The sequence below is a fragment of the Methylobacterium variabile genome (assembly GCF_001043975.1).
Lineage (GTDB): Bacteria > Pseudomonadota > Alphaproteobacteria > Rhizobiales > Beijerinckiaceae > Methylobacterium > Methylobacterium variabile.
This window is the reverse complement of sequence record NZ_LABY01000247.1, coordinates 1-17,113: the sequence shown is the minus strand read 5'-3', so window position 1 is coordinate 17,113 and position 17,113 is coordinate 1. Positions and strand designations below refer to the sequence as shown.

Here is a 17,113-nt window from a genome sequence, read left to right as displayed (position 1 = left end):
CCCCCGCCCGGGGGCCCCCCCCCCCCGCCCCCCCAACCCCCCCCCCCCCCGCGGCGCGCTCTCGCGTTCCCCCCCAGAACCCCCCCCCCCCGGCCCGCCGACCTCCCCCCCCCCCCGGTGCCCTCCCCCGCCACGGGCGGCTTTTTCCCCCCCACAACAAGACCCCCCCCGCCCCCGCCGGTCGGCCTCGGCGGGCTCAACCGCATCGTGTTCCGGGCCCGCCTCGCCCGGGGCGCAGGGCTCCCCCTCGGGGCGATCGCCGGGATCGACCGCAGCAACGCCGCCGCGACGATCGGCGCGGGAGCGGACGGGATCGCGCTGATCTCGGCCCTGTTCGGCACCGGCCGCGACGTCGAGGCGCGGGCGCGCGACCTGCGCGCGGTGGTCGACGGCGCCCTGGCGGCGAGGGGCTCCGCATGATCGGGCCTCGCGCGGTCGGAGACCGGGCATGATCGCCGTCACGATCGCGGGCTCGGACTCGGGCGGCGGCGCGGGCATCCAGGCCGACCTCAAGACCTTCTCGGCGCTCGGCGTCTACGGCGCCAGCGTGCTGACCGCCCTGACCGCCCAGAACACCAGGGGCGTGCAGGCGATCCACGACGTCCCGCCGGACTTCGTCGCCCGCCAGATCGAGAGCGTCTTCTCCGATCTCGCCGTCGCGGCGGTGAAGATCGGGATGCTCGCCCGCGCCCCGGTGATCGCCGCGGTGGCCGAGGGGCTCGCCCGCCACGCCCCCGGCCTGCCCGTGGTGCTCGATCCCGTCATGGTGGCGACGAGCGGCGACCGGCTGCTCGCCGACGACGCCGTCGAGGCCCTGCGCCGCGACCTCCTGCCCCGCGCCGCGGTGCTGACCCCGAATCTGCCCGAGGCGGCAGCGCTGCTGGGGGAGGGAACTGCTGCGGACGAGGCCGCGATGCTGGATCAGGGCCGGCGCCTCCTCGCCCTGGGACCCCGGGCGGTGCTGATGAAGGGCGGCCACGCCAGCGGCCCCGAGAGCGTCGACCTCCTGGTCGGCCCTGGCGATTCCGTCCTTCGCCTCGCCGGCCCGCGGATCGAGACCCGCAACACCCACGGCACCGGCTGCACCCTGTCGGCGGCGATCGCCGCCGGGCTCGCCCGCGGCCTTCCCCTGCCGGAGGCCGTCGAGGGAGCCAAGGCCTACCTGAGCGCGGCGCTTGCCGCCTCCGGGCAGCTCCGGGTCGGGCACGGCAACGGCCCGGTCCACCACTTCCATGGCTGGTGGCGCTGACCTCGGAATCCCGCCGGAATCGGCCCGCGCGGCCGCATGAACCCTTGCGCACCCCTCGCGATTGCGTTTGATGGAGCGTACGGGCGTTCGGAATGCGGAACGCTGCGCAGTGATCCAGCGGGGTTCAAGGGCGGGCGATGGGTGTCGAGCGGGGGCGGGAACGCACCAAGGACCTGGTGAGCGGGGCGCAGGTGCTGTCGGGGCAGCTCGGCAAGACCATTCAGCGCCTGCGCAAGGCCTACAACCTGTCGCTCTCTGAGCTGGCCGAGCAGTCGGGCGTCGCGAAGTCGATCATCAGCCAGATCGAGCGCAACGAGACCAATCCGACGCTGGCGACGATCTGGCGCCTGAGCCAGGCCCTCGACGTCTCGATCGAGCGGGTGCTCGCCACCGGCGACGAGGAACCGTTCATCGAGAAGTCGTCCCGGGCCGACACGCCGATCCTGGTCTCCGACGACGGCCGGATGCGACTGGCGATCATCGGCTGGATCAAGACCGTCGAGTGGCTGCAATGGTACGACCTCTCCGCCGATCCTGGCGGTGTGCTCGATTCCGACGCCCACCAGCGCGGCTCGGTCGAGTGCCTGTCGGTCACCGAGGGCGAGTTCGAGGTCGACGTGGCCGGCGCGGTGCAGCGGGCCCGGGCCGGCGAGACCCTGCGCTACCGCTGCGACCGGCCGCACACCGTGCGCTGCATCGGCGAGGGGACCGGCCGCGCCATGATGGTGGTGATCATGAAGGCGGCGGTGATGGAGTGAGGGCCTGAGGCCTCAGGCGGCCCGGTCCATCGTGACGTCGACATGGACCGTGTCGAACGGGAAGCTGATCCGGTCTCCGGCGCAGGCATAACGACATCGGTCTGAACCTCGCCGGCCTCTGCGCCTGTCAGGCCGGCACGGGTTTAGGCCTGAGAGCGGCTCCCGTCCGGAACCAGGGCCGCAAGCCGTTCCCGGCGCCGCGGTGCGCCATCACGGTCCAGAGCAGCTCGTCACCGGGCATCGACAGGGCGATCCGCGACGCGGCCCGTCCCCCGCCGCTCCTTCGCCGTCACCCCCCGGCGTTGATCCACCGCACGATGTCGGCGAGCACCAGCGACAGCGCCCGATCGAGGCCGTTCGCCGCGACCGGCGCACTCACCGCCCCGACCGGCACCCGGGCCTGGAACACCTTGGCGGCCAGGACCGTGCCGGTGCCCTCCTGAACCAGCTTGGCCGAGAGGTCGACCACGGCCTCGCGGCTGCCGGCGTTGATGTCGAAGGCGCGGATGTCGGTGATCAGCACCGTGTCGGCCGCGACCTTGTCGCCGGGCCGGCTCACCGACTTCAGCCGGTTGGCGTTCTCGAGGCTCTGGATCAGGCGGGTCTGGATCAGACGGGGCAGCCGGTCGGCCCACTGGCCGCCGCCGAGATAAGACACGGCGCCGCCGGGCTCGCGCACGATGATCCGGTCGGCCTCGAAGGGCTGAAGCCCGGCCGGCTCCGTCACCACGATCGAGCGCCGGGCCGCGCCGCTGCGGGCCGCCCCCGGCAGCGCGGTGAGGTCGAAGGTCGTCGGCACGGCGCCGCCGCAGGCGCCGACGAGCAGGCCTAAGCCAGCGGCGAGGATCGGGCCGGACCGGCGGGCGGAGCGCGGGAGGGAGGCCTTGAGGAGCATGGCGGCAGGATGACCGGGAGCGGGCGCTCGGGGAGACTGGGCCGGGCGGAGCCCGGAAGCTTGACCAGATAGGATGGGACAACGCGCTGGCGCGCGGTCTGACGCAACCGCGCCGGAGCCGCACTGCAACATGATCAGCGACCGTTGTATTCGGGCAACGACGGCTTGCCGCCGAAGATCACCTGGGACGGGTCGCGCTCGATGTTGCGCACGGCGCTGTTCAGGCTGTTGAGGGTGCGCTGGCCGTCGGTCGAGAGGGTCTGCACCTCGCGCCGGCCGGCGCCGCTGAGGCGGCTGACGCTCTGGGCCAGGGTGGCGGTGCGCTTGTCGAGGTTCTCCGACATGGTGCGGAACGCCCGGCCGGCCTCGCGGATCGAGATCGCGGCCTCACGCACCTCCGCGAAGGTGCTCTTGCCGGTCTCGCCCGAGGCCGAGCCGAGGAAGCCCTCGGCGCCCTTCAGCACCGCGTCGACCCGGTCGGCGGAGGCGTTGAGCTTGGCTGCGAGGGACCTGGCGTCGTGCAGCCCGGCCTGGACGTCCGGGGAGGCGGCGGCGAGGGCCGCCGAGAACCGGTCGGCGTTGTCAATCAGGCTCGCCAGCTTGCGCCCATCCACCGCCTTGGTCAGGGCGTCGAGGGCCGGCGCGCTGTCGCCGAGGGTCTTGGAGAAGCGCTCGACATTGGCCAGCGTGCGGTTGATCGCGCCCTCGTTGCCGGCGACCACCCGGTCGAGGCGCTGCAGCATGTCGTCGGCGCGCTGCGCGATGGTGCGGGCGGCGACCATCAGGTCCTGGATGTCGGAGGCGTCGGCGAAGATCGTCGGGACCGGGTCGGTGCCGGTCGGCGCGAGGGGGGCCGCCTCGGCGCTGCCGCCGACGAGAGCGATCGAGGCGACGCCGGTGAGCATCGTCATGTCGAGGCGGGCCCGGGTGTCGGTGCGCAGCGGCGTGCCGCGGTTGACCTCGATGATCGCCGTCACCCGGCGCGGGTCCTGCGGCAGCAGGTGCACGTCCGTGGCCTCGCCGACCCGGATGCCGTTGAAGGTGACCGCCGCCCCCTTGGCGAGGCCGCCGACGCCGCCCGAGAACACGATGCGGACGGGCATGCGGGCCTGGTTCGCCGCGCTGCCGCGCAGCCAGAACGCGAAGGCGAAGCCCAGCGCGATCACCGCCAGCGTGAAGGCGCCGATCAGGACGTTGTTGGCGCGGGTTTCCATGCCTTAACGGTATCCGTGCTCGTGCGGGGCGGGGGCGGGAGGCCTGACGTCGTGCGGCGCCCCGGGGCAGGCCCGAGGGGTGCGGCCTAGCCCGTCAAGCTTAAGCGAGGCGGTGCGGCCGTCTCGTGCGGGAGCGCACATCAGGCGACGCCCTCCACGAGGCCGCGGGATGAAACGGTGCCCGGACCGCCGGGACCGGAGGCCTGCGGGACCACGATGGAGCGGGCCCGCTTGCCGTGGAAGTAGGAGCGCAGCCAGGGATGGTCGGAGGCCAGCATGGCCTCGATCGGCCCCTCGGCGATGATCTGGCCGTCGCCGAGCGCCGCGATGCGGTCGCAGGCGGTGTAGAGGCTGTCGAGGTCGTGGGTCACCATGAACACGGTGAGGCCGAGGGTGCGCTGGAGCGTCGCCACCAGCTCGTCGAACTCGCCGGCGCCGATCGGGTCGAGGCCGGAGGTCGGCTCGTCGAGGAAGAGCACCTCCGGGTCGAGGGCCAGCGCCCGGGCCAGCGCCGCCCGCTTGATCATGCCGCCGGACAGCTCGGAGGGCAGCTTGTCGGCGGCGTCGGGCTTCAGGCCGACCATCTCGATCTTGAGCCGGGCGAACTCGTCGAGCAGCCGCTCGGAGAGGTTCAGGTGCTCGCGCATCGGCACCTGGATGTTCTGCTTCACGGTCAGCGCCGAGAACAGCGCGCCCTGCTGGAAGAGCACGCCCCAGCGCCGCTCGATCACCCGGCGCTGGGCGAGCGTCAGCCGGTCGACGTCCTCGCCGAAGACCTCGACGGTGCCGGAGCGCTTGGGCACGAGGCCGAGCAGGGTGCGGGTGAGCACCGACTTGCCCTGGCCCGAGGGCCCGACGAAGCCGAGGATCTCGCCCCGGCGGATGTCGAGGTCGAGGCCCTTGAGCACCGTGCGGTCGCCGAAGCCGACCACGAGGTCGCGCACGCGGATGATCGCGTCGCGGTCCGGCGCAGCAGGGTGGGCGGGGAGGGGATTGGGCAAGGGTCGGTCTCGCCTCGCTCAGAAATCGATGGCCGCGAAGAACACCGCGAAGAGTCCATCGAGGACGATGACCATGAAGATAGACTTGACGACTGAGGCGGTGACGTGGCGGCCGAGCGATTCGGCCGAGCCCTGGACCATGAAGCCCTCGACCGAGGCGATGATGCCGATGATGAGCGCCATGAACGGCGCCTTGATCAAGCCGATGGCGACGTGCCGGAACCCGATCGCGTTCTGCAGCCGGAACGCGAAGGCCTCGAGGGAGAGCCCGCCATAGGCCAGCGAGGTGAGCGCGCCGCCGGCCAGCGCCGCGAGGTCGGCCAGGAAGGTGAGCATCGGCAGGGCCAGCATCAGGGCGAGGATGCGCGGGACGATCAGGATCTCGATCGGGTCGAGGCCCATCACCCGCAGCGCGTCGACCTCCTCGCGCATGCGCATCGAGCCGATCTCCGCCGTGAAAGCCGAGCCGGAGCGCCCCGCCACCATGATCGAGGTCAGGAGCACCCCGAGCTCGCGCAGGGACAGGATGCCGATCATGTTGACGACGTAGCTCTGGGCGCCGAAGCGCTGGAGCTGGATGATGCCCTGCTGGGTGACGATGCAGCCGACCAGGAACGAGATCAGCATGATGATCGGCGCGCCGCGAAGCGCGATCTGCTCGACCTGGTTGATGAGCGCCGGCCCGCGGAAGCTGCGCGGGCGGGCGAGCACCCGCAGGCAGCCCGCCACCACCTCGCCCAGGAAAGCGAGCCCGGCCAGGCCCTCGCGGCCGAGGCTGCTCACCCCGGCGCCGAGGCCCGCGACGGGATCGAGGGGGCGGAAGCGCCGCCGGCGGGTGGCCGGCGCGGCCTCGCGGTAGGCGACCTCGCGCAGGAGGATCAGGTGCTCGGGCGCGGCCCCCGCGTAGGCGGCGCCGGGGCCGAGATCGGCGCGGGTGCGCTCGAGCACCCAGGCGCCGAGGGTGTCGAGGCGGGACAGGCCCGAGAGATCGATGACGAGCGGGCCGCCGGCGGCCAGCATCTCGGCGGCCGCGGCCTCGACGGCGGGCGCCTGACCGGCGGTCCAGCGCCCGGTCAGGCGCGCAGCGACGCCCTCGCGGACGCGCTCGAGCGCGACGCGGGCCGGGTCGGCCCCCCGCGTGCTGGGTGCGGTCGGCACGGGCCGGCCTCCCTGGTTCGCCACATGTCCCCTCGGGCCGGTCCTATACCCTGCCGTGCTAACAATTCGCAAACCATCGGAGCGTGCAGCGCCTCACCGGCGCGCGGCCCGGGCCGCCGCCAGGGTGAAGGCCAGGCCGAGGCCCGCCACCGGGAGCATCAGCCCGAAGGCGAGGGAGCCTCCGCCGGCCCGGTACGCCGCTCCGCTCGCCAGGGTGGCGGTCGCCGAGGCGAGGGACGCGGCCGCCGCGTAGATCCCCTGTGCGGTGCCCCGCCCGCCCTCCGGGGCGAGGCGCGACAGGGCCGCCATGGCGCCGAGCTGCGTCGCGCCGAAGGTGAGGCCGTGCAGCACCTGGAGCGGCAGCACCAGGGCCGGCAGGCCCGCCGCCGCCAGGAGGCCGGCCCAGCGCAGGAGCGCAGCCGCGGCACCGAGCCCGAGCAGGCGGAACGGCGCGTCGCGCAAGGAGGCGATGCGCCCCACGAGGGCGAAGAACGCGATCTCGGCGACGACGCCGAGGCCCCAGGCGATTCCGGTGGCCGCCGGCGACAGGCCGAGGCTGACCCAGTGGATGCTGCCGAAGGCGTAGACCGCGGCGTGGCTCGCCTGGATCGCGGCGCCCGCCGCGATGGCGAGCCACAGGGCGGCGGGCAGGGGCGCCCGCCGGGACGCGCGGGGGCCCGGGCGGGCGCCGTCGGTCCGGCGCAGCAGAAGCGCGGCCCCCGCCGCCGAGGCGAGCTCCAGGCCGGCGAGGAAGCCCGTGACGCTGCCGGTGCCGACGACGGCGAGGAGCCAGCCGCCCAGAAGGCTCGCGGCCAGGAACCCGAGCGAGCCGCCGAGCCGGATGCGGGCATAGTCGAGGTCCGGCCGGGCGCGCACGGCGGCGAGGCTCTGGTAGTCGAGGCACGGCACCAGGGCCGCCCCGGCGACGGCATTGAGGACGACCAATCCGGCGAGCACGGGCCAGCCGAGGGCCGCCGCCGCCGGCATCAGCGCGTAGGTGGCGGCCAGGCCGAGGCTGCCGGCGACCATGAGCGTGCGCGCCGGAACGCCCCGGTCGATCAGGCCGACGAGCGGGGCGGTCGCCACGATCCTGACCAGGATCGGCAGCGCCACCAGCATCCCGATCAGCTCCGGCCCGAGGCCGAGGCCGGCGAGCCAGAGCGGCAGGAACGGCATCGCGATGCCGATGCCGGCGAACACCGCCGCGTAGAGGAGGGCGAGGCGCAGGCCGTCGCGGGGAGAGGGCGGAGAAGGCGGCACGCGAACCCTTCGGGTCGGATCCTCGGGGTCGGGCCCTCGCGGTCGGGGCGAATCAGCCGCCCCGGAGCGGGCCTGGCGTAAGCCGCCGTTAACGCCGCGATGTCAAGTGTTATAAACAATACGCCTTCGGGCGCCGCCGCCGATCCGTCCGATCGGGCCGGCGAGGACAGGGCAGGTGAGATGGTCGGGACCCCTTCGCTCCCCACGCCGCGGGAGGAGTACGACGTCATCGAGGGCGCGATGCTGGAGACCGCGCGGGGGCGCTGGTTTCTCGGCGAGTACGCCCGGCGCAACCGCAACGCCGACACCGACGTGCTGCTCCAGGCGATCGGCCGACTCGAGAACGCCGTGACGACGGAGCGCGGGCCGCCCGGCATGGAGCGCCTGCGCTTCGACCTGATCGAGATGGCCAAGGCGATCAGCCGCACCAAGTCCGAGATCGCCGCGATCCACACGCCCGACCAGGACCAGAGCCAGCTCGGCGCCGCCTCGGAAGCCCTCGACGGCATCGTGCGCACCACCGAGCGGGCCACCTCCGACATCCTGCAGGCGGCCGAGGAGGTGCAGGAGGTGGCCTGGACCCTGCGGGAGACCGGGGCCGACAGCCGGATCTGCGACCGCCTCGACCAGAACGCGACGCAGATCTACACCGCCTGCTCGTTCCAGGACCTGACGGCCCAGCGCACCAGCCGCATCGTCAACACCCTTCGCTACCTCGAGCAGCGCCTCACCGCGATGATCGAGATCTGGGCCAGCGAGGACGACCCGCCGGCCCAACCCCAGAGCCGGGCCAGCGTGCCGGAGACCGCCCTCGACCAGGACGACGTCGACCAGATCGTGGCGACGGGCAAGGGCCAGGAGACGGGCCGGGACACGGGCATGGATCTGGCGCGGGGCGAGGAGCCGGCCCCGTCGCCGCGGCTGCGCCTGGTCGAGCCGGCCCTCGCCGACGACCTCGCCTTCGTGCCGATCCCGGCGGAGACGGCGGCGGAGGCCGACGAGGCGGTGGCGCTCGAGGACGCCTTCGCGGAGATCGACGACCTCGCCCCCGAGGAGAAGCTCGCCCGCTTCACCTGAGGACCGGCATCGCCCGGATCGGGGCGCGGCGCCTGCCCTCGCGGCGCCACGATCGCCCCGCAGGGAGCCTGCGCCCTTTACCCCTCACCCCCGGCCGCGATGTCCCTGAACCTCCTCAAGCTCTGCGTCGGCTGCGAGTCCATCGCCGACCTCGAGGAGTGGATCGCCGCCCGCCGGGCCGAGGCGGCGCGCCAGGGCCGCCCGCACGAGCAGGCCCACATCACCCGCATGGTGCCGAAGCGCGGCGACGAGATCGTCGGCACCGGCTCGCTGTACTGGGTGATCCGCGGCCTGATCGCCTGCCGCCAGCCCATCCTGGAAATCCGCCCCTTCACCGACGCCGAGGGCGTCGGCCGCTGCCGCCTCGTCCTCGACCCGGCGGTCACGCCGGTCGAGCCCCGGCCCTGCCGGCCGTTCCAGGGCTGGCGCTACCTCGCGGCCGCGGACGCCCCGCGCGACATCTCGCGCCACGCCGCCGGCGACCTCGCGGCGATGCCGGAGGCGATGCGGCGGGAGCTGGCCTCCCTGGGGCTGCTCTGAGGAGAAGGCTGGCACGCTTGGGATCCAACCTCGATCGGGCCGACCGTGTGTGTGAAGGGCGGCCGAGGGTGGAGAAAAGCAGAGGTCCTCCGTCGGTACGACGGTCGCCCGGTAGCACGGCTGACCCAGATCGCACAAAGGAAGACCCCGCCTCCCTGAGAAGGTGGGGTCTGAGTTTTCTGTCAGCAGGGGGAGGTCACGCCGCGCGTACGGTGGCAAGGAAGCGCTTGACCTCAGCCGAGAGATGTTCCGACTGCCGAGATAGCTCAGATGCCGACACGAGCACTTGGTTGGCCGCAGCACCCGTTTCCTCGGAAGCTTGTGCCACACCTGAGATGTTGCGCGTCACCTCCATCGTACCGGTCGACGCCTGGGTGACGTTGCGGACGATCTCCTGCGTCGCCGCACCCTGCTCCTCGACAGCGGCCGCGATCGTCGTCGCGACGGTGTTGATCTGCTTGATGCGCCCCGTGATCGAGCCGATCGCGTTGACAGCTTGCTCCGTTGCGCCCTGAATGTGCCCGATCTGGCTGGCGATCTCGTCTGTGGCCCGGGCGGTCTGATTGGCCAACTCCTTCACCTCGGCGGCCACCACCGCGAAGCCGCGGCCCGCCTCGCCCGCGCGGGCGGCCTCGATCGTCGCGTTGAGGGCGAGCAGGTTGGTCTGGGCTGCGATGGTGGAGATGAGCTGCACGACGTCTCCGACCTTGGTGACAGCCTTGCTCAGTTCATGCACCTGCAACGCGGTCTGGTCCGCCTCACCCACAGCCACCTGGGCCAGATCGGAAGAACCGGAGACCTGTCGACCGATCTCTCGCACGGAGGCGCCCAGCTCCTCGGCAGCCGAAGCGACGGTGTTGACGTTGGACGAAGCCTGCTCGGCCGCCGCGGCGACCGTCGTCGACTGGCTGGCCGTCTCGGTCGCCGTAGCGGTCATCTGCTGGGCGGTCGCCTGCAACTCGGTGGCCGAGGACGAGACCAAGCCCACGATCCCGCCCACCGCCGCCTCGAAGCCGTCGGCCAGTTCCATCATCGTGTGCTTGCGCTCGGCGGCCGCGGCCTCGTCGGTACGCCGCCGCACCTCGGCTTCCTCCGCGGCCTTGCGGGTCACCATGGTCTTGATGCCCTCGACAGCCCGACCGACCGCGCCGATCTCATCTCCGCGCGCGGCCTCCTTGATCTCGGCCTCGATGTCCCCGCGCGCCATCCGTTGCAGGACATCGACCAGGTTCCGAAGCGGGCGGGTCACAGCGAACACGATAGTGAGACCGGCAAGAGTGATGGCAGCCAGCAGGCCGGCCGTCGCGAGGCCGATCAGCATGGAGGTGGCACTCGCCGCATCTTGAGCAGCCCGCACCTTCGCGGCGGCCAGTTCCTCGGCCTGGATCTTGGACCGGCTCTGCATCCACTCGTTCAACTTGAGCCGAGCGGGGATGCCGACATCGCGAGCGATGCGGAAAGCCTCCTCACCCTGCTGCCGCATGCCGAGTTCGTAGACGCGTTCGAGGATCGTGAAGTAGCTCTCGACGGCCTGACGGGTGGCGGCGTTGTTGGCCCGCCGCTCCTGCGTATCTGCCAGGTTGACGAGGCGATCGGCAGCCTCCCGCGCCTCGACCATGGCGGCTTGCTGGAGCGTCCTGAACCGCCCCTTCTTCTGCGGATCGGTTTCCAGCAGCATGTTGCGATCCATGAGGGCAGCTTCGGTGATGCCACCACGCATGTGCAGGAGGGCGTCCAGCCGCGTCGCCTGGACCTCAACAATCTTGGTGGTCTGATCCGACAAACCAAGCATCACGGAACGCGCGTAGGTGATCAAGCCCACGCTGACCAGTAGCGTCAGGGCTAGCGGTAACGCAATCTTAAGGATCATCCTGGCGTCACGAAAAAATCGCATCTGACCCCCTGAAAATGAGGTGAATTGCCTAAAAGGAAGACATCATTCCAGTGCTTAATCGCAGCTTAAAAAACCCCTGCACTTGGAAATTCCAACACTGCGAGGAATCGGCGCAACGAGTTTCGGTTGCAATTTGTCATAATATGGATCAAAGGTTGCATTTTTTCGCGAGAATGGAATTTCGCTTTGATGCTTTTGTCGGGTAGAGCCGCAAGACGTTGCATGCCGCCATGTTCCGGCATTCGCGAGATCTGCAGGGGGTCGAAATCAGATCCCTGCACAGTCAAGCTCGCTGGTCATTGCCTCGAGAGCTTCGTTGATGGGGCGGACGCCCGGTCGTGCCGTCCCTCTCAGCGTCCGCCCACTCCCGCCGCGAGCATTCGCATCATCGGAGCGCCGCGGTCCCCACCTCAGGCCGCGCCGGGACCGGCGCGGCGAGGAGGATCCGCATCTCGTCCTGGGCCGGATCGTCGACGGTGGTCAGCGGCACCGCGAAGACGCGCAGGCTCGTCTGCGGTGGCAGCGACACTTACCGGATGGTGAACGTAACGGCTCGGCTCCAACGAGAACGGCCCCCCGGTCCGGCGGGACCGAAGGGCCGTTCTCGCTGCTGAAGGGCTCATCCGCCCCGAGGGCTCACGCCCCCTCGAACCGCCCGCTGGCATGGGCCAGCATCGTGTAGACCTTGCCGCTCTCCGAGGTGAGGTAGGCGTTCGCCCGGCGCGGGTCCTTGTCGGTGCGGGAGACCTCGCCGAGCAGGCGCTCGAACTCCCGCACGTAGTGGTCGACGGTGCGGCGGAAATCCGGCTCGGCGCGGTAGCGGCGGCGGATCTCGTCGAAGGTCTGCTGCCCTTCCGCCGTGTAGAGGCGGCGGGTGAACAGGTTCGTCTCGCCGCGCCGGTAGCGCTCCCAGAGGTCCACCGCGGTCGCGTGCTCGATCATCCGGGCGATGTTGCTGGAGATCGAGTCGATCGCCGCCGCGCCCGCCCGCTCCGCCGCGGGCTCGGCGCCCTTGTCGGTGCCCTTGCCGGCCTTGTCGCCCTTCCCGGCGGGCTTCACCTCCTCGTCCTCCTGCGAGGCGCGGGTGAGGAGGTCGGAGAGCCAGCCGCCGGATCCGGCGCGGGGCATGACAGCGTCGCGCCGTGTCTCCGCGGCCGGGCGGGCCGCGCCTTGGGCCGGTGCCGGGCGGGCCGGCCCCTGCACCGGATGCGTCGGGGCCTGCGTGACCGGGCCGGCCGCCGGAGCGGGCTGGCCGGAGGCCTGGGCGGTCGGCTTCGTCGCCGGTGCCGCGGGCTTCGCCGGCTGAGACGGCGCCTGCGGCCGCTCGGCCGCGGGGGCGACCGGCGCAGGGGCCGCCGCCGGCGCGGGCCGGCCGGCCTCGGCGGCGCGGGGCAGCGCCACGTCGACCGAGCGGGACGAGCGCGAGACCAGGGCCGAGAGCTCGTTCAGGGCCCGGATCTGCTCGGCCACCACCCGGCGCATCTCGCCGGTGGCGTCCTGCGCCTCCTGCGGGATGCTGACCACGCCGCGCTGCAGGTCGCCGCGGATCTCCTCCAGGGTGCGGCGGATCTCGGTCGCCATGGCGCGCATGGAGTCCACCGTCCCCTGGAACCGCTCGGCGGCGTCGCCGAAGGCCTCGCGCAGCTCGCCCGAGGCGCCCGCCACCGCCTGGCGGACCGACTCGGCCGCCCGCTCGCCCTCCTGGCCGGTGCCGGTGCGCAGGCGCTCGAACGCCTCCGTGACGGCGCTGCCGGCCTGGCGGGCGCTGGCCTCGATCTCGCGGCCGAGGGCCTGGGTGCGGGCCTCGATCGTCTTGAGCGTGGCCTCGACCCGGGCCCCAACGCCCTCCGTGGCGGCGGCGAGCGCCGCCGAGCGGGCGTCGATGCTGCCGAGCAGGGTATCGACCTCCGCCTGGCGCGCCCCGAGGGAGGCGGTCACGCGGCCCTCGGTCCCCTCGAGCGCGCTGGCGGCGGCCGTGAGATCGCCGATGTGCTGGCGAGCGGTCTCGGTCAGCGCCTTGCCGCGGGCGTCGAGGGTGGCGGCGAGGCCCGCCGCCTGGCGCAGGGCGCCGGTGGCGGCGCCCTGGAGCGCGCCGACCTGCTCGGCGACACGGTCGGAGGCCCGGCCGGTCTCGGCGGCGATCTCGGCCAGGGCGGCCTGGATCTCCTGCACGCGGCCGGAGAGGCCGCCCTCGATCGCCGAGAGGGTGTCGCCGGACGTGCCGATCAGTTCCTGCAGGGCGCCGCTCGCGGCCTCGATGCGGCCGATCAGCCCGCCGAGGTCGGCCCCGAGGCGCTGGTTGACTTGGTTCAGGGCCTCGGCCGCCCGGGCCGCGCCCTGGTCGGCCGCCCGGCGCAGGGTCTCGGCCGCTTCCGCGGAGAGAGCCGCCAGGGTGTCGGCCCGCTCGGCCAGGGCCGCCACGGCGCCGCCCATCCCCTCGCTCACCGCCCGCTCCAGGGCCTCGCTGCGCTGGGCGAGGACCGCGACCAGCTCGCTGCCAGGGCCCTCGACGAGGCCGCGCAGCTGCGCCACCTGGCGGTCGAGCCCGCCGACCGTCTCGCCACTCGCCGCCAGCGCCGCCACCAGGGCATTGCCCTGCTGGTCGATGGTCCGGTGCAGGGAGGCGGTCGTCGCGTCGAGCCGCTGCGACAGGGCACCGCCGCGCTCGTCGACGATCTGCCGCAGGGTCTCGACCCGCTCGGCGAGGCCGCGGGTGATCTCGCCGCCGCGCCCGTCAATCGCCTGGGTCAGGTCCCGAGCGGTCTCCGCCAGGGCGCGGGTGAGGGTGGCGCTGCGCTGGTCGATCAGCGCCGCGAAGGCCGCGGCGCGGCGGTCGAAGCCCGAGCTCAGCTGGGCGCTGCGCTCGTCCACCGCCGCCGCGAGCGCCGCGCTGCGCTCGTCCATGGCGCCGTGAAGGCTGGCGACGCGCTCGTCGAGGGCGGCGGTGAGCGCCGCCGTGCGGGCGTCGACGAGGGCCGCGTAGGCGTCGCTGCGGTCGTCGAAGGCGTCCGCCAGGGCCTCGCCGCGGGCCGCCACCAGGGCCGCGAAGGCGCGCATCCGGCCGTCGATTCGGGCCGTGAAGGCGGCGCTGCGCTCGTCGACGCTGCCGGACAGGGCCTCGGTGCGGGCCTGCATCAGGGCGGCGAGCTCCGCCGCCTTGGCGTCGACCAGCATTCCGAAGGCCGCCGCGCGCTCCTCGACGGTGCCGCCGAGGCCCTCCACGCTCGCCCGCAGGCGCTCGGCCACCGCCGCGCCGCCCTCGTCGAGCTGCCGCGCCAGGGCATCGACCTGCCCGCCGATCACCGCGTCGAGGGCGGCGCGGCTGCGCTCGAGGGCACCCGACAGCTCGGTGACGCGCCGGTCGAGCAGGGCGGTGAGCGCCGCGCCGCGACCGTCGAAGGTCTCGGCGAGGTCGGCGTTGCGGGAGTCGAGCAGGCCCGCGAGGGCGTCGCCGCCGCGGCTGATCGTGGCCGCGAGCACGTCGATGCGCTCCTGCACCCGCCGCGCCAGGGTGTCGCCGGCGCCGGTCAGCTCGGCGAGCGCGCGCTGACGGCCGTCGATCAGGCGCACCAGGTTGCCGCCGCTCTGCTCCAGGGTGCCGGCGATGGCCGCCTCGCGCTCCTGCAGCAGGGCCGCCAGGGCCTCGACGCGCTCGGTGAGGGCCTGGGCCAGGGCGGCCCGGTGCCCGTCGAGGGCGTCGCCGAGGCCGGCCTGCCGCTCGGCGAGGAGGCCGGAGACGGCCTCGGCGCTGCGCGAGACCGCCTCGCCCAGGGTGGCGACGCGGGATTCGAGCAGGCCGGCGGCCTCGTCGCCGCGGGACGCGATCAGCCCCGCCATCGTCTCGCCGCGCCGGTCGAGGGTGGCCTCGAGTTCTTGGGCCCGGGCCTCGATCAGGCCGTCGAGTTCGCGGAGCGCCGCGGCGATCCGGCCCGACAGGCTCGTGCCCCCGGCCTCCGCCGCCCGGGCGAAGGCATCGGTGCGGGCGTCGATGAGGTCGGTCAGCGCCTGGGCGCGGGCCTCCACGGCCTCCGCGAAGGCGGCGCCGCGGCTCTCCACCAGGTGGTCGAGGGCGGCGAGGCGGTCGTCGAACAGGCCCGTGAGGGCGCGGGTGCGCTCGTCCACGGTGCCGACCGCGCGGCCGAGGCGGTCCTCCAGGGTGCTCGCCAGGGTGTCGCCGCCCTCCGCGAGCACGCCGCGCAGGGTGCCGACCCGGTCGTCCAGCACGGCGCCGAGGGCCCCGGCCTGGTCGTCGAGGAGGCTCTTCACCATCCCGGCACGCTGCTCCAGGAGGTCATGCAGGGCCCGGATCCGGGCATCGAGCCCGGCGTGCAGCGCCTCGGACTGGCTGTCGAGGAGGCCGCGCAGGGTCGCGGCCTGCTCGTCGACGAGGCTGCCGAGGGCCTTCAGCCGCTCGCCGAACTGGCGCTCGACCGTGGCCTCGCGCTCGTCGAGGAGCGTGACCAGGGCCGTGCCGCGGTCGCCCATCGCCGCCTCGAGGCGGCCCGAGCCCTCGGCCAGCACCCGGTCGGCCTCCTCGACGGTCCCGCGCAGGGCGGCGAGCACGGTCTCGCCGCGCCGGTCGAGCAGCTCGGCCATCGCCGTGCCGCCGCGGTCGAACAGCCGCGCCAGCTCGGTCATTCGGCTGGCCAGCGCGCCGAACATCGCCCGGCCGCGCTCGTCGATCTCCGCGGCGAACGCGGCGGTGCGCTCGTCGACGAGGCGGGCGAGGCTCTCGGTGCGCCCCTCGAAGGCGGCGCGGATCGCCTCGGCCTTCTCGCCGAGGTCGCGGGTCGCTTCGCCGCTGTGGCTCTCCACGAAGGCGACGAGTTCGCGGGTGCGGGCGCCGAGCTCCTCGTCGAGGCCGCGGGTGCGGCTCTCGATCAGGCGCAGGGCCTCCTCGGCCTTGGCGCCGAAGGTCTCGTCGACGATGCGGCCGCGCTCCTCCAGCGCGGTGCTCAGGCCCTCGAGGCGGGCCAGCACCCGCTCGTCGAAGCGGGCGGCGCCGGCATCGAGGTGGCGGGTCAGCTCCTCGGTGCGGCGGCCGAGCTCGTCGCCGATCTCGCCGACCCGGACGGTGAGGGCGTCGCTCATCGCCTGGCTGCGGGCGGTGATGGCGCGGGCCAGTTCGTCGGCGCGGGTGTCGAGGGCCTGGGCGACCTCGCGGCCGCCCTCGGCCATCACCCGGGCCATCTCGCCGGCCCGCACGATCAGGGCCTCGTTCAGCGCCGTGGCGCGGGCGCCGATGTGCTGGTCGACATGGGCCACCATGGTGCTGAAGGTGGCGCCGATCTCGGCGGTGCGCTTGGCCGAGCGGTCCTCCAGCGCCCCGAGCTGGGCCTCGACGGCCTCCCGGGCCTCGCGGGTGCGCTCCGCGATGGTCTCCGCCACGGCGCGGCCCTGGACGGTGATGAGGCGGTCCATCTCCTCGAGGCGGCCGGAGACGCTCTCGGTGAGCTGGTGGGTGTCGCGGGAGATGCGGTCGGCCAGGATGTCGCCGCGGGCGATCGCGTCCTGGAGGGCGGCGAGACGGTTGGTCAGCACCTCGTCGATCGAGCGACCGCCATTCTCCGCGGCGCTCGCCAGGGCCGTGCCCGTCTGCGCCAGGGCGTCGTTGACCCGGGCGCCCTGGCTCGCCACCGCTACCACGATGTCGCGGCCGACCGCGGCGAGGCGGGTCTGGGTCTCGTCGGCGTGCTGGCCGATCATCGCCGTCAGCGCGCGGCCGTGGCCGTCGAAGGCAGCACCGACCTCGGCGAGGCGGGAGTCGAGGGTGCCGGTGGCCGTCTCGGCGGCGCGCCCGATGGCGAGCGCCGCCTCCTCGGCCCGGCCCGCCAGGCCGACCACCGCGCCGTGCAGCGCCGCATCCGCCTCGCCCGCCCGTGTCCCGATCAGGCTCGCCGCCTCTTCCGCCACACGGGCAAAGGACGACGCCGCTTCCGCCAGTCGCGCCTGCAGCGCGCCCGTCGCCTCCTCGGCACCCTGCCGGAACGCCTCCACGCTCTCCGCCGTGCGCGCACCGACCGCGCCCGTCGCCGTCTCGGCCGCGCGACGCAGCACCTCCGCCGCC

12 protein-coding genes and 1 pseudogene are annotated in these 17,113 nt (G+C 73.5%); 5 read left to right on the top strand and 8 right to left on the bottom strand.

Annotation, left to right across the window (positions count from 1 at the left end):
• Positions 1 to 114 precede the first annotated feature (114 nt).
• The 3 genes and pseudogenes from VQ02_RS29210 to VQ02_RS29200 form a co-directional block, all read left to right on the top strand.
• Positions 115 to 420, top strand: a pseudogene (locus VQ02_RS29210) (thiamine phosphate synthase); the annotation flags it as partial.
• Between the two features lie 28 nt (positions 421 to 448).
• On the top strand, positions 449 to 1,249 hold the full coding sequence (thiD, locus tag VQ02_RS29205; RefSeq protein ID WP_048447760.1) for a bifunctional hydroxymethylpyrimidine kinase/phosphomethylpyrimidine kinase: 801 nt from the start codon (positions 449 to 451) through the stop codon (positions 1,247 to 1,249).
• A gap of 137 nt (positions 1,250 to 1,386) precedes the next feature.
• Entirely contained in the window at positions 1,387 to 2,007 is a 621-nt protein-coding gene (locus VQ02_RS29200) for a helix-turn-helix domain-containing protein (RefSeq protein ID WP_048447759.1), read from the top strand.
• A gap of 289 nt (positions 2,008 to 2,296) precedes the next feature.
• On the opposite strand, the gene VQ02_RS29195 is transcribed toward VQ02_RS29200, so the two are convergent.
• The 5 genes from VQ02_RS29195 to VQ02_RS29175 form a co-directional block, all read right to left on the bottom strand.
• Entirely contained in the window at positions 2,297 to 2,902 is a 606-nt protein-coding gene (locus VQ02_RS29195) for an ABC-type transport auxiliary lipoprotein family protein (RefSeq protein WP_048447758.1), read from the bottom strand.
• A gap of 134 nt (positions 2,903 to 3,036) precedes the next feature.
• Positions 3,037 to 4,116, bottom strand: a complete 1,080-nt coding sequence (locus VQ02_RS29190; RefSeq protein WP_048447757.1) for an MlaD family protein — start codon at positions 4,114 to 4,116, stop codon at positions 3,037 to 3,039.
• A gap of 140 nt (positions 4,117 to 4,256) precedes the next feature.
• Positions 4,257 to 5,117: an ABC transporter ATP-binding protein gene (locus VQ02_RS29185; RefSeq protein ID WP_245239890.1), complete on the bottom strand. Its 861-nt coding sequence runs from the start codon at positions 5,115 to 5,117 to the stop codon at positions 4,257 to 4,259.
• Between the two features lie 18 nt (positions 5,118 to 5,135).
• Positions 5,136 to 6,275: an MlaE family ABC transporter permease gene (locus VQ02_RS29180; RefSeq protein WP_048447761.1), complete on the bottom strand. Its 1,140-nt coding sequence runs from the start codon at positions 6,273 to 6,275 to the stop codon at positions 5,136 to 5,138.
• A 93-nt stretch (positions 6,276 to 6,368) separates the two neighbouring features.
• Complete coding sequence (locus VQ02_RS29175; RefSeq protein ID WP_048447756.1) at positions 6,369 to 7,535, bottom strand: MFS transporter; 1,167 nt, start codon at positions 7,533 to 7,535, stop codon at positions 6,369 to 6,371.
• A 180-nt stretch (positions 7,536 to 7,715) separates the two neighbouring features.
• Between VQ02_RS29175 and VQ02_RS29170 the strand changes: the two genes are divergently transcribed.
• Both VQ02_RS29170 and VQ02_RS29165 read left to right on the top strand, forming a co-directional pair.
• The gene (locus VQ02_RS29170) at positions 7,716 to 8,612 is read left to right on the top strand and encodes a hypothetical protein (protein WP_048447755.1); all 897 of its coding nucleotides are present in this window, start codon (positions 7,716 to 7,718) and stop codon (positions 8,610 to 8,612) included.
• A 99-nt stretch (positions 8,613 to 8,711) separates the two neighbouring features.
• Positions 8,712 to 9,152 (top strand): DUF1489 family protein, encoded by a 441-nt coding sequence (locus tag VQ02_RS29165; protein ID WP_048447754.1) that lies wholly within the window; start codon positions 8,712 to 8,714, stop codon positions 9,150 to 9,152.
• Between the two features lie 196 nt (positions 9,153 to 9,348).
• Here VQ02_RS29165 and VQ02_RS29160 read toward each other — a convergent pair whose 3' ends face one another.
• The 3 genes from VQ02_RS29160 to VQ02_RS29155 all read right to left on the bottom strand — a co-directional run bounded on the left by VQ02_RS29160 (position 9,349) and on the right by VQ02_RS29155 (position 17,103).
• Positions 9,349 to 11,046 (bottom strand): methyl-accepting chemotaxis protein, encoded by a 1,698-nt coding sequence (locus tag VQ02_RS29160; protein ID WP_048447753.1) that lies wholly within the window; start codon positions 11,044 to 11,046, stop codon positions 9,349 to 9,351.
• A gap of 385 nt (positions 11,047 to 11,431) precedes the next feature.
• Positions 11,432 to 11,575 carry a hypothetical protein gene (locus VQ02_RS37670; RefSeq protein ID WP_157080860.1) on the bottom strand — a complete coding sequence of 48 codons (144 nt, stop codon included), beginning with the start codon at positions 11,573 to 11,575 and terminating at the stop codon, positions 11,432 to 11,434.
• 107 nt (positions 11,576 to 11,682) lie between these two features.
• Positions 11,683 to 17,103, bottom strand: coding sequence for an apolipoprotein A-IV repeat region-like domain-containing protein (locus VQ02_RS29155; RefSeq protein ID WP_083469517.1), 5,421 nt, complete (start codon positions 17,101 to 17,103; stop codon positions 11,683 to 11,685).
• Positions 17,104 to 17,113 lie beyond the last annotated feature (10 nt).

Excerpts from the sequence above, each read along its gene's own strand:
- VQ02_RS29195 (WP_048447758.1), bottom strand. The coding sequence starts at position 2,902 with ATGCTCCTCAAGGCCTCCCTCCCGCGCTCCGCCCGCCGGTCCGGCCCG.
- VQ02_RS29160 (WP_048447753.1), bottom strand. The coding sequence starts at position 11,046 with ATGCGATTTTTTCGTGACGCCAGGATGATCCTTAAGATTGCGTTACCG.
- VQ02_RS29165 (WP_048447754.1), top strand. The coding sequence starts at position 8,712 with ATGTCCCTGAACCTCCTCAAGCTCTGCGTCGGCTGCGAGTCCATCGCC.
- thiD (WP_048447760.1), top strand. The coding sequence starts at position 449 with ATGATCGCCGTCACGATCGCGGGCTCGGACTCGGGCGGCGGCGCGGGC.
- VQ02_RS29190 (WP_048447757.1), bottom strand. The coding sequence starts at position 4,116 with ATGGAAACCCGCGCCAACAACGTCCTGATCGGCGCCTTCACGCTGGCG.
- VQ02_RS29200 (WP_048447759.1), top strand. The coding sequence starts at position 1,387 with ATGGGTGTCGAGCGGGGGCGGGAACGCACCAAGGACCTGGTGAGCGGG.
- VQ02_RS29170 (WP_048447755.1), top strand. The coding sequence starts at position 7,716 with ATGGTCGGGACCCCTTCGCTCCCCACGCCGCGGGAGGAGTACGACGTC.